Origin of the sequence: Mucilaginibacter sp. L3T2-6 (assembly GCF_030519355.1) — a bacterium.
Lineage (GTDB): Bacteria > Bacteroidota > Bacteroidia > Sphingobacteriales > Sphingobacteriaceae > Mucilaginibacter.
In genome coordinates this window covers 60,826-78,922 of record NZ_JAUMKC010000028.1, presented here as the reverse complement: position 1 = coordinate 78,922, position 18,097 = coordinate 60,826, and the positions used below count along the sequence as shown (strand labels likewise).

The window sequence follows — 18,097 nt, the reverse complement described above, 5'->3', positions numbered from 1 at the left end:
TCTTGTTTGATCAGCATTTTTAAATTTTCGTCCATCTCGTGTTTACTTAATGTGTAAACCTATTTCAGGACGAGACAAACGGAACGCTTTTGCACGAGCCCCCGCGAAGTTTTTTTCGCCCCGGGAATACTGATATTCAGCAGCTTAATACCTGGATATTTAAAATATCTTAAACCATTCGCGGGAATGTTTGTCTATCAAATAATTTTTAGGGGTTACCTGGTAATTCAGGATATCCTGCTTACTACTGAAAGATAAACAATATGAAAAAGTTAATTTTTGCAGCTGCATTTATGCTGAGCTGCTTTTCCATCAAAATAGCTAACGCACAGATTAGTTTGAGTATTAACATTGGCAGTCAGCCGGATTGGGGCCCGGTGGGCTACGATCATGCAGATTATTATTATATGCCCGACATAGATGCTTATTATGATGTAACCGATCATTTGTATGTTTATAATGAAAATAATGTTTGGGTTCATCGCGCCTTTTTACCCGAGCGCTACCATTTCGACAAGTACCGTACTTACAAGGTTGTAGTAAATGAGCGCAACCCCTGGGAACATGATGCTGTAATAAGAAGCCGTTATGCCAGCTACAAGGGCCGCACAGGGCAGGCCATTATTCGCGATAGTCATGATGCCCGTTACAAAAACCACTACAGAGAAGTTGCGGAACATAACCGGAAAGTAGCCGTGCGTAACAGCCGGGTTGCTCACCATAATGCACAGGTAGCAAAACATAACCGCAAGGTTGCAGTGCATAATGCAAAAACAGCCCGCCATATCAAAAAGAAAGAACGCAAAGAACATCACTAAAAATAAGCCATAAAAAGAAAGCCCTGAGTTCATCGGGGCTTTTCTTTAGGTCGCAATTGTATGTTGATACAACTATTTGTTAAGTTTCTTTACAATCTTATTGATTGCTTCTCCCCAAAAATTTCCAAGCGCCGCAGCGCCCTGTTTGTTAGGATGCAAATAAAAAACACCCTGATGCCCCTGTTCGGGCTGCAAATCAGATTCAGCGTGCTTTTTAAAATAATCAAAGGCTTTGGTATCACCTACAAACACCCGCTTTGGATAGGTTGAAGCATAGTCCTGCACCAGCAGATCTATCTCGGGCATATATTTTTGCAGGCGCATCAGGCCTTCCGCAAGATATTTGGCGCCGTTGTAAGTATTCGGGCTATACCATACCGGGTGCTGAAAAATTACTATGGAGCCTGGAAATTCTTTCAGTAAGCTATCGGCAATAGCCTTTAAGTTCTGGTAATAATTTTCGGGAAACACCGGCGCCCCCCGCGGGCCTTCAATTGCGCTGTCATTCGTTCCCAATTTGACGGAAAATATAAGCAGCGCCTGTTTATTAGCGAAACTGTTTGCCGCTTTTTCAACGTCCTTAAATACACCACCTGTAGAGGGCAGAAAATCAACGGTGGTATAGCCGCTATGGCCCTGGTTGGCGATTTCGACCTTACCTATATTTGACTGTTGCCTCAAATAAGCGGCAGCAATTACGGGCGGGGCTTCTGACCCCGGGTCGCTTAATCCGGCGCCGTAGGTAATGCTGTTGCCGATGAAAACAATGTTAAGGTCGCGCTTGCCCTGTGCGAACGAAGTTGATACACTCGTCAGGCTGGCAATCACTGCCAGGAACAATAAGCCAAAATTTTTTTTAAGGTTCATTATGGTTGTATATAGTCGGTTCAATTATTTTACAGGAGTTGGTGGCGACAACCTCAGCAACGGCAGCAAACGTAACGACAGGAATATTCCCTAACTACTGAATCCCCGGTCGTTAACCTCTAATACTTCACCCCCATATTCCAAAACATAAACGCCCACTTGTCTACCTGACCGCTGATCACCTGTTCGGTGCTTTGGCCTGCACCGTGACCTGCCTTGGTCTCGATACGTATTATCACAGGCGCCGGCCCATTTTGATACTCCTGGAGGCGCGCTGCGAATTTAAACGAGTGCGCCGGAACTACACGGTCATCATGATCGGCAGTAGTAACCATAGTGGCCGGATAAATGGCCGGTTTTAACGCGTGATACGGCGAATAACTGTAAAGATAGTTAAACATTTCCTGATTATCTTCGGCAGTTCCGTAGTCATAGCTCCAACCCGCACCGGCCGTAAACTTATTATAGCGCAGCATATCCATTACGCCAACCGCCGGAAGGGCTACCTTGCACAGGTCCGGGCGCTGTGCCATTACTGCACCCACCAGCAAGCCGCCATTAGAACCTCCTGAAATAGCCAGGTAGTCTTTCGAGGTATATTTATGCTTAATAAGATATTCGGCTGCCGCTATAAAATCGTCGAATACGTTTTGCTTTTTCATTTTTGTGCCTGCCACATGCCATCGCTCGCCATATTCTCCGCCGCCGCGCAGGTTAGGTACGGCATAAATGCCACCATGCTCAAGTAAAATTATGTTCGAAGTGCTGAATGCAGGCGTAAGGCTAACGCCGAATCCGCCATAGGCATATAACAGCAACGGATTTTTGCCATTCATTACAGTACCTTTTTTCCAGGTGATGATCATCGGTATTTTCGTGCCGTCCTTCGAAGGATAAAAAACCTGCTTGCTTTCGTACTTTTCCGGATCGAAGCGCACGCCCGACTTTTTATAAAGCGTGGAGACACCACTTGCTATATCCAGCTTGAAAATGGTTGGCGGATAAACGTAGTTAGTAAAAGTATAATACACTTCTTTTTCTTCCTTTTTGGCGCTGAAACCGTTGGCCGTACCAATTGCCGGCAGGGTAATCGTCCGTTCCAGCTTGCCGTCCATATCATACTGCTGCACAAAAGAAGTGGCGTCTTTCAGGTATTCTGCAAATATTTTACCTCCCCCGGTTGATGCGGTAAGCACATCATCAGTCGCCGGTATAAAGTCTTTCCAGTTTATGGTTTTCGGATCCGAGGCATCAACGGTAACAATCTTGAAATTCGGTTCATAAAGGTTGGTGAGGATGTAAAGCTTACTGCCAACGTTCGTCAGCACATGATGCTGGTTATCAAAGTTATCAACTATGTTTTGTATAAGACTGTTCGGGTTGCTCAAATCCTGTATGTAAAGCTCGTTGCCGGTGGTCTCTTTTGCCGCAGTTATTACCAGGAACCGTTCATCTTCTGTTAAGTAAGCTCCAATATAGCGCCGCGGGGTTGCATCACCGCCAAAGATCAGCACGTCACTGCTTTGGGCTGTGCCCAACTTATGGTAAAAAAGCTTATGGTATTGCGTTATCCCCGCCAGCTGGCTTCCCGCCTTAGGCTTATCATAACTGCTGTAGTAAAAACCATCATTCCCTTTCCATGCTATATCGCTGAATTTAACATCAATCAACGTGTCGCCTACGATGCTTTTATCTTCGGTTTTTATAACACTTACTTTTCGCCAGTCACTTCCACCCTCGGATAACTGATAGGCAGCCATACTACCGTCCCTGGTGAAGTTTATACCCTGCATTGACGTGGTACCATCCACAGAGAACTTATTGGGATCAAGAAATACCTCAGGAGCGCCGTCGCCAATCTGCCGCCATAATACCGCCTGGCTTTGCAGGCCGTCATTTTTATAAAAATAGGTGTATTTACCCTCCTTAAACGGAGCACTGTATTTCTCGTAATTCCACAATTGTTTAAGGTGCTCATGCATGGCATCCCTGTACGGTATCTGGCTGAGATAAGCCTGCGTCACCTTGTTTTCTGCCTTTACCCATTCTTTGGTGTCAGCGGCACGGTCGTCTTCGAGCCAGCGATACGGGTCGGGCACTTTCGTGCCGAAATAGGTGTCAGCTGTATCAACTTTTTTGGTAGCGGGGTATTGGAGTGGATTAGTAGTCGTCATTTGTTGGGCAGAGGCGAAACTGCAAATTAAAATAGCTGCGGATAAACAGTTAATAGTTTTCATTGCAAAGATTCAGTTACGGATGTTTATTACTTATCCGGCCCGCTTCTTCTAACTCTGCATCCATCTGGTCGTCGTATTTAAAACGGTATAAAACCCATTCATTTTGCGGTTTATAGAAAATAAAGGTAAACCTGATAGGTTGTATTTCGTGCTTAACCAGGTAGCTGTAAAATACAAGGCTGTTTGATGCTGTTTTTTGAACGATAAGATCCCTGCCCAGGTAGTTACCAATGCCCTGACGTAATGAATCCAGCTTTGCTTTCAATTGCGAAATACCGGCAGGATTGGTGAAATATTTATTTGTACCAAAAAGAAAGTCGATGGCAGCAGAGGTGCCATCCTCTTTGTATTTCTTAAAAAAGACTTCAATTATTCCCGATGCTGTTTTGGGTATCGAAGGGGTCGCCGGAGCAGTGGCTGCTGTTTTAGTGGTATCGTTTGCCGCACCTGCGCCCGACGGGGCAGCGGTCTTGGCTTTAGCACCCTTTGCAGCGGCTGGTTTGGTCTTTGGTTTCGCTGTTTGTGCATTTACCGTTAAAACAGAACAGCAAACAATAATCAGGACTGACAAAGCTTTAGCATTTAAGTATTTCATAGCGTGTAGTTTAAAAAACCAAAGTAAATAAAAAAGCCCGCTATTTTTTAGCGGGCCGGTATCTTTTTAGTTAATTGTTGAGGTGGCTGTATGATTGTAGTAGTTGAGCATTGCTTTCTAACCAATACAACATCTGCAACCAATACAACTATTTCTCTACGTACATCACTTCCTTAACGGCTTTAATAACTCGTTCAGGATTTGGAAGATATTCCTGTATCAGTGTTGGTGCATATGGAAGCGGAACATCGCCGCCCATGATGCGCAGTACGGGAGCATCCAAATAATCAAATGCGTCTTTCTGTACTTTAAACGCAACCTCGGTAGCGATTGAGCCCAATGGCCAGCTTTCTTCTACAAAAACCATACGGTTTGTTTTCTTAACCGAAGCGATAACAGTATCGTAATCAATAGGGCGTACGGTGCGCAGATCGATAACTTCAGCGTGAATGCCCTCTTTTTCGAGTTCGGCAGCCGCGGCTAAAGCCACTTTCATAATTTTGCCGAAGCTTACGATGGTAACATCGGCGCCTTCTTTTACCACTTTGGCTTTACCCAGCGGAATGTAATAAGTCTCTTCAGGAACTTCACCTTTATCGCCATACATCAGCTCCGACTCCATGAAGATAACCGGGTCAGGATCCAGGATAGCAGATTTTAATAAGCCTTTTGCATCATAAGGGTTTGATGGAACAACAACTTTTAAACCCGGGCAGTTAGCATACCAGCTTTCGAAACACTGGCTGTGCTGCGAGCTGAGCATACCTGCGTTGCCGGTAGGGCCGCGGAATACAATCGGCACCGAGAACTGACCGCCGCTCATTGACATGATTTTGGCAGCACCATTAATAATCTGGTCGATAGCTACCAGCGAGAAGTTGAAGGTCATGAACTCAACAATTGGGCGCAGACCATTCATCGCTGAACCTATGCCGATACCGGCGAACCCGCATTCAGAGATAGGCGTATCTATTACACGCTTTGCACCAAATTCGTCAAGCATTCCCTGGCTAACTTTGTAAGCGCCGTTGTATTCGGCAACTTCTTCGCCCATCAGGTATATTTTATCGTCGTTGCGCATTTCTTCGGACATTGCCTCGCGCAGCGCTTCTCTGAATTGTATTTCTCTCATCTTATTATAAAATGTGCTTTTTTAGCGAACGCAAATATAAGCAATGAACTCTTATTTGCAATTTGTAACAGATTTGAGATATGAGAATTTTAAAATCAGATTGATATTTGTTAGATTGGAGCATTATGAGAAGGTTGATTGTATCTTTACTGCTTTTCGCGAATACGGCACTTGCCCAAAATTCTATGCTGTATAACAATCACCGGAAATTGATGATCGATACCTCATTCACAATAAGCACTGAGACATACCGCAATATTAGAACTATAGAAAAAGTATTGTTACCCGTAATTTTTAATAACATAAAGTACCCTGAAGTCGCGCGGCAAAATGGAGAGCGAGGAACCGTAATAGTACAATTAACCATCGATAATAAAAGCATGCTTTACACCTACAAAATAGTAAAGAGCGATCTCGAAATATTTAATCCGCCAGTTAACCAACTATTTAAAAATCTATCGAAATATGTTAGGGACGCGATTTGTCCGGCGGGACAGTCTATAAATATCTATATTCCCGTTAGGTTTTTTTTGAACCAGGATAATTTCGAGAAGACGCTTAAGCTAAACCACTCAGTAACTATCGAAGCTAATGATACAGCCCCTCAAAACGTTATTACGCAATAAACTCGAATTACAACGACCCTTAGATGAAACAAGTTGATCGTCCTTAAATGATAGATTGTAGCGTCAGGTTAAACACCGGCGCTACAATATGTGTCGAGCAGATGACTCTTGAATACCAACTGCGTAATTACAGTCTGCCTGCCAACTGCCAACTTAAAACTGCCCGATACTTCTACTTCCTCTCCCCCTTCATTTTCGAGGCTATCTCCAAAGCCCGGTAAGCATTTACAATACCCCCGGTTTTACTAAGCGTTGCAAAATCCACTTGTGTGTGGCCCCCTGGCTTTACAACCATCACTCCTTTTACCGGGTTGGCGCATTGCAGTATAATTTGCTTTAACTGTTTAGAGGATAAGTTAGGATAATACTCCAGGCATAAGGCCGCAATGCCGGTAACAATCGGTGCTGAAAAACTGGTACCGTCGGCAGTATTGAATTCGGCATCGGTATCTATCGACGTTACTTTGGCGCCGGGTGCAAATACATCTACGCCAACTTTTCCATAGTTGCTGAAAGAGGCCGCCAGTGAAGTATCCGGTTTTGGACCCGAGGCTCCTACGAAAATAATATTGTCGACCGGTGTGCCATTCAAATAATTACCTGTAGGATATTCCGGGTCGACATCGATATCCTGTCCATCGTTACCCGAAGCTTTTACCAGCAGTACATCTTTTGATGCGGCGTATTTAAAGGCTTCATCGACCCATTCTTTATGCGGCGATATTTTTTTGCCAAAGCTCATGTTGATGATCTGCGCGCCGTGATCAACGGCATAGTGTATCGCGTTAGCAATATCTTTGTCATATTCATCACCATTAGGCACAGCCTTTATGGACATGATGCGCACATTGTCAGCCACCCCATCAATACCATAGCCATTATTGCGCACAGCACCGATCAGACCAGCCACGCCTGTCCCGTGCGATGCATCGCTGTTTTTTAGTACATTATTACCATAAGGCTTGCCATCCCTAATATTCGGATCATCACCAACGATACGGGCGCGGGCCTCCAGGTCGGGGGTTATATTGGCGTTTAGTTTCGCCAGGTATTCGCCTATATCTTTCAATACCTTTGCATTATCAGAATCTCCGCCAATCTGCCCGAGCACTGATTCCCATACTGCTTTGCTTTGAGACACGGTATCATTTGTGGTTTGTATTTTCGCAAGATCCGCAAGAGTAAAAGTCTGGTCCGATTTTAATTTCAGCTCCCTTTTTACATAACCATTTGTTATGGTAAGCACATTCACCTCGTACGAAACATCCTTGAGTTCCCGGTTGGTTTTGCTCATGGTGCTGTCATAAGTCGTTTTTACTTTTTGCCAGTAAGCAAATTCTTTTTGTTTGCCGTCGGTTGCCTGCGACGCAGCTAAATACTGGTTTTTAAGGCGATTATATTCGCGGACTTCCTCGGTAGTTTCGTTAACGTCAACCTTACCTCCCTTTCCGCCCAAAAAGTCCCAGCCATGTACATCATCTATATAACCATCGCCATCATCGTCTTTACCGTTATTCGGTATCTCTTTAGGGTTCACCCACAAAATAGAAGAAAGGTCTTTTTGTGCTGTATCAATACCGCTGTCTATTGTTGTAACCAATACTGTTTTACTTTTTTTCCCTTTCAAAAATTGGTAAGCCTGCTTCAGGCTGATACCATAGTAACCATCGGTTTTTAAGTCGAGGGTATGCCAGTTTTTAGGCGGGTCGGCTGGTGGTTTCGGCATAGTTTGCGCCAAAGCCCCGGTACTCATAAAAAGAGCTCCTGCCAATGCGGAGCTTAAGACGTAGTTGCGTAATTTCATATGGGTTGTAAAAGTTTTAGTAGTTGTAGCAGTTGTAATGATTTTTAGCACTTGTAATGTTTTTAACTTTTACAACTACTGCAAAAATCTACAACCTCTGCAACTACTTAAAGATCAAATTTAATTCCTTGTGCCAATGGTAACGTTTTTGAATAGTTGATAGTATTGGTCTGTCGCCTCATATAAACCTTCCAGGCATCCGAACCTGATTCGCGCCCCCCGCCGGTCTCCTTCTCACCGCCGAATGCGCCGCCGATTTCAGCTCCGGATGTACCTATATTAACATTAGCAATTCCGCAGTCAGAACCAGCGGAGGAAAGAAATTGTTCTGCTTCGCGCAAATTTTGCGTCATAATAGCGGAGGAAAGCCCCTGCGGCACATCGTTTTGCAGCGCGATAGCCTCATCTAAGGTTTTGTATTTTATCAGGTATAGTATCGGTGCAAAGGTTTCATGCTGCACAATTTTATAACTGTTTTCAACTTCAGCAATGCAGGGTTTTACATAACAGCCCGAAGCGTACTGCGCGCCTTCCAGCTTGCCGCCTTCTACAATAAATTTACCCCCTTCAGCTTTGCATTTTTCAATGGCGTCTAAATAGGCGCCCACAGCATCTGCATCGATCAGCGGCCCCATATGGTTATTTTCATCGAGCGGATCGCCGATACGGATCTGAGCATATGCTTTTACTAATTTATCCCTAAAGGCATCATAAACACTTTCGTGGATAATCAGCCTCCGGGTGCTGGTGCAACGCTGACCGGCCGTACCTACCGCTCCGAATACTGCACCTACAATTGACATTTCCAGGTCTGCGTTTTCACTGATGATGATAGCATTGTTTCCGCCAAGTTCTAACAGGCTACGACCCAAACGCGCCCCCACAGCTGCGCCAACGGCTTTACCCATACGGGTTGAGCCGGTGGCAGATATTAATGGTAGCCGGGTATCATTCGCCATTAGCTCACCAATCTCACGGTCGCCGATAACCAGGCAAGACACACCCTCAGCAATGTTATGCTTTTTGAAAACTTCCTGCGCGATGTGCTGACAGGCGATCGCTGTAAGCGGTGTTTTTTCCGATGGCTTCCAAATGCAAACATCCCCGCAAACCCAGGCCAGCATAGCATTCCAGCTCCAAACAGCAACCGGAAAATTAAAAGCTGATATAATACCCACGACACCCAGCGGATGATACTGCTCGTACATCCTGTGCTGCGGACGTTCGCTGTGCATGCTCAGTCCATATAATTGCCGGCTAAGGCCAACAGCAAAATCAGCAATGTCAATCATTTCCTGTACTTCGCCGTAGCCTTCCTGCAGGCTCTTCCCCATTTCGAACGATACCAGCGCGCCCAGGTTTTCTTTATTTGCACGCAGGGCATTACCTATTTCGCGCACTATTTCGCCGCGTTTGGGGGCGGGGATCGCCCGCCATGCAGGAAATGCTTTTTGCGCGGTTTCAACAGCCTGGTTATAATTATCAGCTGTAGCGAACCTTACCGACGCGATTTTTTTACCATCTGTTGGCGATACAATTTCCTTTACAGGGGCATTCTCATCGCTATGCCAGTTGCTGCCTGTACTAAATGCGTCGTTAATGTCGTTTATATGTAAACGATTTAAGATATCCTGGATATTAAGGCCCATAATTGTTACTTTTGTCAAAGGTAAAAATCTTTAAGGCAAATACCATCAACCCGCCCTTTGCCGGTAAAATGATTCACATTAATTATCAAGGCTTTGTATTAACAGCTGTTAACAATGTTTGAATGTTGATAACTAAATTGCTTTTTGGATGTTATTTACTTGTAATTTAAACTCGGTTTAAGTCAGATTCGCCCGTTTTTTGAGGGGAATTAGAAGAGCTAAAGAGCGATTTTTTAGCCTGAATTGAGTGTATGTTCTGAAACAAAATTGAATGGAAGAAGAATTTGAATTTGGCTTTACCGAAGACGCAAAATTTTCGGTAGAGCGTTACGAAGAAATGATTCGTAATCATGACCAGTACTTTTTTGATGCCCAGGCGTTTGAGAACATTATCGATTACTACATCGAAAAGAACGACCCGTCTAAGGCCTTACAGGTTGCAGAATATGCCCGCAACCAGCACCCTTTTGCCGCAGTTTTCCTGATAAAACAGGCCCAGCTTTTAGTAATTGGCAACAGGGTTGCAGAGGCATTTGAAGCGCTCGAAAAAGCCGCGATGCTCGAAGCATCAGACCCTGATATTTACCTGATACGTGGTAACCTGTACGAGAGTATGGAACGTTACAGCGAGGCCCTGGAAAATTATGAAAAAGCGCTGGACCTGGCTGAGGAAACAGACGAGGTATTGCTGCATATAGCTTACGTTTATCAAAACATGGGCGACTATGAGACGTCCATCACGTATCTTAAGCTTTGCTTAAAGCAGAATATGGAAAACCAGGACGCATTATATGAACTGGCATTTTGCTATGACGTGCTGGACAACCAGGAAGAAAGCATTACTTTTTATCAGCAATATATCGACAATGAGCCGTATAGTTATGCGGCATGGTACAACCTGGGCAATGCATTTACCAAGCTTGGCCTGTTCGAGAAAGCGATCGACGCCTACGATTATGCCATATTGATAAAGGACAACTTTGCGTCTGCCTATTTTAATAAAGGCAATGCGCTGGTTAACCTGGAAAAATATGCCGAAGCCATAGAGGTTTATCGTCACACCTTTGAGTATGAACAGCCCAACGCTGATACCTATTGCGCCATTGGCGAATGCTATGAGAAGCTTGAGCAAATGGATGATGCCCGCGCTTTCTATAAAAAGTCGGTAAAAATGGATCCAAAACTGGCCGACGCATGGTTTGGAATTGGTGTTACGCTTGATTTTGAAGAGCGCTATTTTGAAGCCCTCCATTTTTACAAAAAAGCGCTCGACCTTGACATAGCCAATGCCGATTACTGGTTTGCAATAGCAGACGCTGAATATAAACTGGGGCACCTGCTTGAGGCTGAGCATGCTTATGAAAAGGTGGTGGAACTTAACCCGATCGATGTTGACGCCTGGCTGGATTATTCGTCGATATTATATGAGCAGCAACGGCTTGACGATGCAATTGAAGTAATTGCCCAGGCCATCAAAAACAACCCTGATGCGGCCGAACTTTATTACCGCATGGTTGCCTACCTGTTTGCCAAGGGCGACTATAACGAAGCGCTAAGCCACCTGGAAATGGCGCTGACAGCAGACCCGGACAAACATTATATCCTATTTGATTACTTACCGCAATTGCAAAAAAATAAAGTAATTGTAGATATTATTAACAGGTATATGAAGTAGAATTAATTAGAGATCAGAGGCCAGAGATTAGATAAAACGGGGTTTCACAAACTGATCTTTAATCACTAATCTCTGATCTCTAAAAAAGCCGAAACTGGTAGAAGTTTCGGCTTTTTTTTACGACCTTTGCGGGCATTAGTACTTTTAGTTATAGTCTATAACCGATGCTGTCATGATGAATTACCAGATCAATAACCTCCCTGAGAGAACCGCCAAACCACGCAACAGCGGCATTACCATGGTGATGGATAAGGGCTTGAGCTTACGGCAGGTGGAGGATTTTATTGAGGTTGCGGGAATTTATACCGACATGGTAAAGCTGGGCTGGGCCACATCATACGTTACACCGAATCTTACCGAAAAGCTAAAGCTTTATCGCGAAGCGGGTATCCCGGTTTATTTTGGCGGCACTTTGTTTGAAGCGATGATTGTGCGCGGGCAGTTTGAAGATTATTGCCGCCTGTTGGACAAGTTTAAGATGGATTATGCCGAAGTATCAGATGGCTCCATTACTTTGGAGCATGATGCAAAATGTAATTACATTGAAAAGCTGTCCAGGATAACCACCGTCATATCTGAAGTGGGTTCTAAAGATGTGCAAAAGATATTCGCCCCGTACAAATGGATAAACCTGATGCGTGCCGAAATTGAAGCCGGCTCGTGGAAGGTAATAGCCGAAGCGCGCGAAAGCGGCAACGTGGGTATTTACCGCGATTCGGGTGAGGTAAGGCAAGGACTGGTAGACGAAATACTTACTCAAATCCCCGAAGAGTCCATCATTTGGGAAGCCCCTCAAAAGGCCCAGCAGGTATGGTTCATAAAACTGATAGGTGCTAATGTAAACCTGGGCAACATAGCCCCCACCGACCTGATCCCTCTGGAAACGCTCAGGCTAGGGATCCGTAGCGATACTTTTGATCACTTTTTGTAGAAGATTTGCAGAACCTTTCATGCAATAGCTGGCGATATTTACCTAAGTTTCTTTATGCAGAATAATTTATTTATTCAGCCATCTTCTTCTTAATATTACATCCTGAAACCGCGGCCAATGCCTCAGTCTCAAATTTTAAATCAAAAAAATGAAACATTACGGGCTTATCGGATATCCGCTATCGCATTCGTTCTCCAAAAAATATTTTGCTGAGAAATTTGAAAAAGAACATATTACGGACGCTGATTACCACCTGTTCCCGCTGGAACATATCCACGATTTGCCCGCATTACTTAAAAAACACCCTGGTTTGTGCGGCCTGAATGTTACGGTTCCGCACAAAATTAGTGTATTGAAGTACCTGGATTGGATTGAACCGGATGCCCGTGGCGCGGGTGCAGTAAACTGTATCCGTATCAGTGCCGAAAGCCCCGTAATGGCTGCTTTTTCTGGCGAGGTAGGCGTAAAAGGTCATGATTTCAGGCTCGAGGGTTTTAATACAGATATCTACGGCTTTGAACAATCACTCAAGCCTTTGTTATCGAATCATCAGGACAAAGCACTTATTTTAGGCGATGGCGGCGCAGCAAAAGCTGTTAAATGCGTGCTCGAAAACCTTGGCATTGCTTATAAATGTGTAACCCGGCGACCGCATGGCGACAATCTGTTATTCGGGAATTTAAAACCACATCACATTACGCAACACCCCATCATCATCAATACAACACCGCTTGGCACTGCGCCAAACGTTGATGCATGCCCGCCTATACCTTATGATGCCATTACCGAAGACCACCTGCTGTATGATTTGGTTTATAATCCCGAAAAAACATTATTTTTAAAGAAGGGCGAGGAAAAGGGCGCTACAATAAAAAACGGCTACGAAATGCTGCTGCTGCAGGCCGAAAAAAGCTGGGAAATATGGACAGCCAAAGAAAAACACCCGTGAAAAAGCTAATATTATTTATTTCAGCCGCATTGATAATTACAGCATGTGGCAATAATCAGGACTATTCGCCCAAGCCGCGGGGATATTACCGGATCGTTTTCCCCGAAAAAGCTTATCAGCCATACGTTTCCAATTGTCCGTTTACGTTTGAATACCCCAAATACGCCGTTATAGAACCTGACAAAAAGCCCGATGCTAAGCCCTGCTGGCTAAATATGCAATTTCCGCAATTTAACGGAACGCTGCACCTGAGTTACGAGCACATCCTTTCAAAAAAGGAATTTGACCTGTTGATTGAAGATGCCCATAAACTAAGCTTTAAACATACAGTAAAAGCAACGGGTATTGACGAGGGTATTATCAGGTATCCGGAAAAAAAGGTCTATGGCATTTATTATACCATTGATGGTAATGCCGCTTCGTCCGTGCAGTTTTACCTTACAGACAGCACAAAAAATTACATCCGCGGGGCCTTGTATTTCCAGTCCGAGCCTAAGCTGGACTCGATACAGCCGGTGCTTGATTTTGTAAAGAAGGATGTTGATGTAATGATAAAAAGCTTTAAGTGGAAGTAAAGGCAGGAATTTCGGAAGTCGGATTATCGATTTTGGAATTGGTTGCTTAACGCTTCGTTAGGAGCGCAATATTAGTAGCTGTCGGTGATTTTCGCTTATATTTAATCAAGATATTTAAGGAAGTTTATACTCTGTAAAACTATTAACATGTTTAAATCTTTGCCATTTTTTGTTTTGGGTTTGATGGCCTGCGCGCTGGTTAAGGCACAATCCCCGTTCTTTGATGTACAACATTACCGTTTTGCCGTGCAAATAAACGATGATAATGATACCCTGAAAGGTCAGGCCAAAGTACGGATGAAATTTTTGAAAGACGTCAACAGTTTCCAACTCGATCTGGCTAAACCCAACGACAAAGGTAAAGGTATGATTGTATCATCTGTTACAGAAGACGGCAGGAATATCAAATTCGCCCAGGAAAGCGAAAAATTAACCATCGGCGCCACTGCAAAGGCTAATACAGAACACAGCTACATCATCAATTACGCAGGAATTCCGTCTGACGGCCTTATTATATCTAAAAATAAAGCCGGGCACCGCACATTCTTTGGCGATAACTGGCCCAACCGGGCGCACAACTGGCTGCCCTGTGCCGACTATCCCGGAGACAAAGCTCAGGTTGACTTTTTTGTTACCGCTCCTGACCATTACAGCGTAGTATCAAACGGCTTAAAAGTTGAGGAAACGGCTTTGCCTAATCATTTAAAGTTAACTCACTGGAAAGAAACTGCCCGCCTGCCTACCAAAGTTATGGTGATAGGGGTAGCTGAATTTGCCATTGACCACCCGGGCGACGCGGGTAATGTGCCGGTTTACACTTACGTGTTTCCTGAAAGCAAGGAAGCTGGTTTTAAAAGTTACGCGGTAGCTACCGAAATTGTGAAATATTATCAAAAAAGCATTGGCCCCTTCCCATATAAAAAGCTTGCTAATGTTCAGTCCAAAACAATTTTCGGCGGTATGGAAAATGCCGGATGCATTTTTTACTTCGAAGCTTCGCCAACCACGCCTGATATTGAAAGTTTAATGGCGCATGAAATTGCTCACCAGTATTTCGGCGATGCCGCCAGCGAGAAAAACTTCGGCCATGTTTGGCTGAGTGAAGGCTTTGCAACTTACATGACCAACCTCTATCTTGAAAATAAATATGGGCCCGACACCTTGAAAAAAGCCGAAGCTGCTGACAGGAAAGTGGTTTTGGCTTTCGAGAAAAAAAGACATACCCCAATTGTTGACACCCTGGTAAAAGATAATTTTATGCAGCTGCTCAATGCAAACAGTTACCAAAAAGGCGGTTGGGTGTTGCACATGCTGCGCCGCAAAATTGGCGATAAAGCATTCTGGGCCGGCATTCGCAATTATTATGCTAAATACAGCGGGGGTAATGCGTACACCAGCGGTCTTCAAAAAATAATGGAACAAGCCAGTGGTCAAAACCTGGCGCAGTTTTTTAAACAGTGGCTGTACAAACCGGGTCATCCGGATTTAGGCATCAGCTGGAAGTATAATGCGGCTAAAAATATGGTTAACGTGAACGTTACCCAAAAACAGGAGGAATTGTACACTATTACTTTGCAATTAGCAATAGATGGTCAAATACACACCATCAACCTAAAAAATAAGGTAACAAACGTTCAATTTAAAACGAAAGTCAAGCCCTCTGAAATCGGGGCTGACCCTGGTGTAAACTTACTGGCCACATTTGAGGTAAGCGAAACAAAATAAACATGATTTGCACGAATTTCCGGAGAGGTAATTTACGTTCAGTAATTGCTTCGCTAAATTCGTGCAAATTAGTAATGTCCGTGCTTATTATCATAGCCCCCCCTGCCCGCGGTAAAGCTTTATTTTCTTATCAAGTTTAAGCTTTAATACGGTCATGTATTTATCCTGCACCTTATCCGGCACATCTATATATACCAGGCCCGGAACGGCGCTCCATGATATTTTGCCTACTACTTTTGTTGTCAATGTAGTACCATCGCCAACTACCGAAGCTTCTTCAACTTTATTGTCCAGCCCTTTGATCATTACTGGGCCGCTTATCTTGCCGGGAAGAAAAAGATACAATGTTGTTGAGTCTTTGGAAAGTGTAGTCGGGCCGTAAAAATGCCCTTGCGGCAAACCTGCAACAGTATTAAAAATTGCCTCGCTATTTTTCTTATTCCATGCGCCAAGCTCCTTTAAAACATTTACTTCCTCATCGGGTATGGTGCCGTCTTCCTTAGGTCCTATGTCAAGCAGCAGGTTGCCGCCATTTGAAACCACATCTGCAAAAATACTGATGATTTCGTAGGGAGTTTTCCAATTCTGATCTTGGGGCTGGTAACCCCAGTTATCGTTGATGGTCATGCAAAGCTCCCACCATCTGTAGGGCGGCCGTGTAACCGGAAAATTTTGCTCAGGTGTGTTATAATCTCCATAACCCTGCAAGCGGCCATTAATAATGGCATTCGGATTTTTTGATGTGATGATGTACCTGATCTTCTCGGCCTCCCACTCCTCGGCGGTGTGCTCCCAGTCGCCATCAAACCACCACAGGTCGGGCTTAAACATGTTGTTTATTTCGGCGATTTGTCCGTGAAGAAACGTCCGGAACCTGTCCCAGCGGTCGTAATCATGCTGTAGCACATAGCGCGAGCTATCCTTTAAAAAACCGGGGTAATCGGGGTACGACCAGTCAATCAGCGAAAAATAAGCACCGCATTTAATATCGCGTTTGCGCAGTTCTTCAAATAAGGGTTTTACCATATCCCGGTTGGCCGGAGTTGCTTTCACTATGCTCAGCTTGTTTTGATGAGTATCATACATAGCCACGCCATCGTGGTGTTTGGTGGTGATAACCGCGTATTTTGCCCCGCTTTCTTTTATCAGGTCGGCCCAGGCAGCAGGGTTATATTTACTCAGAGTGAAGCCTTTTAACTGTTTCATGTAGTCGGTATAGCTGATCTTTTTATTATGAAAGCTCCAGGATTCATCTATCCCGTTCACCGAATAAATACCCGCATGAATAAATATACCGAGTTTGGCGTCCTCAAACCAGTGCATTTTATCGGCTATGGTCTTAGGGTCGATTTTAGTCTGGGCCCCGGCCTGGAATATTGAACATGATATTAAAAGGGATATAACTATCTTATTTTTCATATTTGTAAGCAATAAATAATTAACTGTCTATAGACGTTCTCGGGCAGGGAACAAGAAAGTTATTTTTTTGAACCTTTGGCAGCTTTTCTTTCATCGTTTTCTAACCGGCGTTCCAACTTTTTAACATCTTCAACAGGAGGCAAAGCTTCTGGCCTCACTCCCCTTTTTAATAAAATATCTCTGACAGCCTTATTATTATCAACGTGTTCTTTTGAAATTTGATTTTGATGATTTAAATCTTTCTCAATAACATTATGGCTAGTTAGTTCATTGGCAAAATCCTTTGCTTTAATTGTTAAGGTAGGTAGGAAATCAGCCAACGGCTTTGCCGCAGGTACACCTAATTTTTTCTTCATATCGTTGGTGCTAAACCCACCAAATAATGCTTGGTCACCCTTTGACCTAATAACGGCAAAGCCGGCGCCGTCTACCCCTCTTTCGTAAAGAATACCTGAGAGTATTTTTTCGGACTTGGAAAGCTTTTCCCGGGCAGCCACTCGATCAACATCCAATAAACGTTGCTCAATGATTTCCTGTTTACGGGTTTGAACCGCGAAGTAGGTTTGCGCAAAGGCTATTGGTGGTTTGGACGGATCGCCATTTTGGGCTATAAGGTAACAGGCATAACGGGTCAATGCTATATCTTCAACTTCGCGTTGAACATTGTTTCCAAGAGTGACCATTTTGCCGACGTCGGCAAAATGGTCTGAAACGCTGGAATCGGCATTTTCACAGGCTTTTTTCGCTTTTTCGATTACATTTAAAAAATTGACCCATTTAGAATAACCTAATATTTCTTGGAGTTCCCGGGCACTCCAACATTCAATTCCGTTATAAATATAACACGCTTGCTCAAATTTGCTGAAAAGCTCTACTATAACTTCTCTTTTCATGGGCCGAAAAATTTAAGAAATCAAGGTATTTATTGTTTGTGACTAAATACGCAATTGTTGAAAAATAGAGTGGTGGCGTTACAGAAAGCTTTAAACATTTCGGGATACAATTCACCAGGTAGTTATATAGTCTTTACATCGTCATGAAAAAATATCGCTCTAAAATTTCGTACCTTTGTACGTTTTTTGCGGGCCGTGCAAT

Annotated in this window: 15 protein-coding genes; 7 read left to right on the top strand and 8 right to left on the bottom strand. The window is 43.9% G+C overall.

The window, feature by feature from the left end; all coding sequences use genetic code 11:
• Window positions 1-263: 263 nt before the first annotated feature.
• Window positions 264-818, top strand: a complete 555-nt coding sequence (locus Q3W13_RS23130; protein ID WP_302868058.1) for a hypothetical protein — start codon at window positions 264-266, stop codon at window positions 816-818.
• A 72-nt stretch (window positions 819-890) separates the two neighbouring features.
• Here the strand turns inward: Q3W13_RS23130 and Q3W13_RS23125 are convergent, their stop codons facing one another.
• The 4 genes from Q3W13_RS23125 to Q3W13_RS23110 all read right to left on the bottom strand — a co-directional run bounded on the left by Q3W13_RS23125 (window position 891) and on the right by Q3W13_RS23110 (window position 5,649).
• Window positions 891-1,685, bottom strand: a complete 795-nt coding sequence (locus Q3W13_RS23125; protein WP_302868057.1) for a GDSL-type esterase/lipase family protein — start codon at window positions 1,683-1,685, stop codon at window positions 891-893.
• A 119-nt stretch (window positions 1,686-1,804) separates the two neighbouring features.
• Window positions 1,805-3,859 carry a prolyl oligopeptidase family protein gene (locus Q3W13_RS23120; RefSeq protein WP_302868056.1) on the bottom strand — a complete coding sequence of 685 codons (2,055 nt, stop codon included), beginning with the start codon at window positions 3,857-3,859 and terminating at the stop codon, window positions 1,805-1,807.
• A 76-nt stretch (window positions 3,860-3,935) separates the two neighbouring features.
• Window positions 3,936-4,517: a hypothetical protein gene (locus tag Q3W13_RS23115; RefSeq protein WP_302868055.1), complete on the bottom strand. Its 582-nt coding sequence runs from the start codon at window positions 4,515-4,517 to the stop codon at window positions 3,936-3,938.
• Between the two features lie 148 nt (window positions 4,518-4,665).
• Window positions 4,666-5,649, bottom strand: coding sequence for a pyruvate dehydrogenase complex E1 component subunit beta (locus tag Q3W13_RS23110; protein WP_302868054.1), 984 nt, complete (start codon window positions 5,647-5,649; stop codon window positions 4,666-4,668).
• Between the two features lie 125 nt (window positions 5,650-5,774).
• Here Q3W13_RS23110 and Q3W13_RS23105 point away from each other — a divergent pair, with 125 nt between their 5' ends.
• The gene (locus Q3W13_RS23105; protein WP_302868052.1) at window positions 5,775-6,275 is read left to right on the top strand and encodes an energy transducer TonB; all 501 of its coding nucleotides are present in this window, start codon (window positions 5,775-5,777) and stop codon (window positions 6,273-6,275) included.
• 172 nt (window positions 6,276-6,447) lie between these two features.
• Here Q3W13_RS23105 and Q3W13_RS23100 read toward each other — a convergent pair whose 3' ends face one another.
• The gene (locus Q3W13_RS23100; RefSeq protein ID WP_302868050.1) at window positions 6,448-8,079 is read right to left on the bottom strand and encodes a S8 family serine peptidase; all 1,632 of its coding nucleotides are present in this window, start codon (window positions 8,077-8,079) and stop codon (window positions 6,448-6,450) included.
• Between the two features lie 107 nt (window positions 8,080-8,186).
• Window positions 8,187-9,728, bottom strand: coding sequence for an aldehyde dehydrogenase family protein (locus tag Q3W13_RS23095; protein WP_302868062.1), 1,542 nt, complete (start codon window positions 9,726-9,728; stop codon window positions 8,187-8,189).
• Between the two features lie 271 nt (window positions 9,729-9,999).
• On the opposite strand from Q3W13_RS23095, the gene Q3W13_RS23090 reads away from it, so the two are divergent.
• From Q3W13_RS23090 to Q3W13_RS23070, 5 genes are all read left to right on the top strand, one after another.
• Window positions 10,000-11,403 (top strand): lipopolysaccharide assembly protein LapB, encoded by a 1,404-nt coding sequence (locus Q3W13_RS23090; RefSeq protein WP_302868048.1) that lies wholly within the window; start codon window positions 10,000-10,002, stop codon window positions 11,401-11,403.
• 175 nt (window positions 11,404-11,578) lie between these two features.
• On the top strand, window positions 11,579-12,334 hold the full coding sequence (locus tag Q3W13_RS23085) for a phosphosulfolactate synthase (RefSeq protein ID WP_302868060.1): 756 nt from the start codon (window positions 11,579-11,581) through the stop codon (window positions 12,332-12,334).
• Window positions 12,335-12,482: 148 nt separating this feature from the next.
• Window positions 12,483-13,283 carry a shikimate dehydrogenase gene (locus tag Q3W13_RS23080; protein ID WP_302868047.1) on the top strand — a complete coding sequence of 267 codons (801 nt, stop codon included), beginning with the start codon at window positions 12,483-12,485 and terminating at the stop codon, window positions 13,281-13,283.
• Window positions 13,280-13,858 carry a gliding motility lipoprotein GldD gene (gene gldD, locus Q3W13_RS23075; protein ID WP_302868045.1) on the top strand — a complete coding sequence of 193 codons (579 nt, stop codon included), beginning with the start codon at window positions 13,280-13,282 and terminating at the stop codon, window positions 13,856-13,858. The genes Q3W13_RS23080 and gldD overlap by 4 nt, the downstream gene beginning before the upstream one ends.
• A 147-nt stretch (window positions 13,859-14,005) precedes the next feature.
• Window positions 14,006-15,583 carry a M1 family metallopeptidase gene (locus Q3W13_RS23070; protein WP_302868043.1) on the top strand — a complete coding sequence of 526 codons (1,578 nt, stop codon included), beginning with the start codon at window positions 14,006-14,008 and terminating at the stop codon, window positions 15,581-15,583.
• A gap of 90 nt (window positions 15,584-15,673) precedes the next feature.
• Here the strand turns inward: Q3W13_RS23070 and Q3W13_RS23065 are convergent, their stop codons facing one another.
• Together Q3W13_RS23065 and dinD are read right to left on the bottom strand one after the other, a co-directional pair.
• Entirely contained in the window at window positions 15,674-17,002 is a 1,329-nt protein-coding gene (locus Q3W13_RS23065) for an alpha-L-fucosidase (RefSeq protein ID WP_302868041.1), read from the bottom strand.
• Window positions 17,003-17,061: 59 nt separating this feature from the next.
• Window positions 17,062-17,895, bottom strand: a complete 834-nt coding sequence (gene dinD, locus Q3W13_RS23060; RefSeq protein WP_302868040.1) for a DNA damage-inducible protein D — start codon at window positions 17,893-17,895, stop codon at window positions 17,062-17,064.
• Window positions 17,896-18,097 lie beyond the last annotated feature (202 nt).

Bases quoted from the DNA above. Each gene is read 5' to 3' on its own strand.
- Q3W13_RS23070 (WP_302868043.1), top strand. From the start codon at position 14,006: ATGTTTAAATCTTTGCCATTTTTTGTTTTGGGTTTGATGGCCTGCGCG.
- Q3W13_RS23120 (WP_302868056.1), bottom strand. From the start codon at position 3,859: ATGACGACTACTAATCCACTCCAATACCCCGCTACCAAAAAAGTTGAT.
- Q3W13_RS23130 (WP_302868058.1), top strand. From the start codon at position 264: ATGAAAAAGTTAATTTTTGCAGCTGCATTTATGCTGAGCTGCTTTTCC.
- Q3W13_RS23115 (WP_302868055.1), bottom strand. From the start codon at position 4,517: ATGAAATACTTAAATGCTAAAGCTTTGTCAGTCCTGATTATTGTTTGC.
- Q3W13_RS23090 (WP_302868048.1), top strand. From the start codon at position 10,000: ATGGAAGAAGAATTTGAATTTGGCTTTACCGAAGACGCAAAATTTTCG.
- Q3W13_RS23105 (WP_302868052.1), top strand. From the start codon at position 5,775: ATGAGAAGGTTGATTGTATCTTTACTGCTTTTCGCGAATACGGCACTT.
- Q3W13_RS23125 (WP_302868057.1), bottom strand. From the start codon at position 1,685: ATGAACCTTAAAAAAAATTTTGGCTTATTGTTCCTGGCAGTGATTGCC.
- Q3W13_RS23080 (WP_302868047.1), top strand. From the start codon at position 12,483: ATGAAACATTACGGGCTTATCGGATATCCGCTATCGCATTCGTTCTCC.
- Q3W13_RS23065 (WP_302868041.1), bottom strand. From the start codon at position 17,002: ATGAAAAATAAGATAGTTATATCCCTTTTAATATCATGTTCAATATTC.
- Q3W13_RS23095 (WP_302868062.1), bottom strand. From the start codon at position 9,728: ATGGGCCTTAATATCCAGGATATCTTAAATCGTTTACATATAAACGAC.
- Q3W13_RS23110 (WP_302868054.1), bottom strand. From the start codon at position 5,649: ATGAGAGAAATACAATTCAGAGAAGCGCTGCGCGAGGCAATGTCCGAA.
- Q3W13_RS23085 (WP_302868060.1), top strand. From the start codon at position 11,579: ATGAATTACCAGATCAATAACCTCCCTGAGAGAACCGCCAAACCACGC.
- dinD (WP_302868040.1), bottom strand. From the start codon at position 17,895: ATGAAAAGAGAAGTTATAGTAGAGCTTTTCAGCAAATTTGAGCAAGCG.
- Q3W13_RS23100 (WP_302868050.1), bottom strand. From the start codon at position 8,079: ATGAAATTACGCAACTACGTCTTAAGCTCCGCATTGGCAGGAGCTCTT.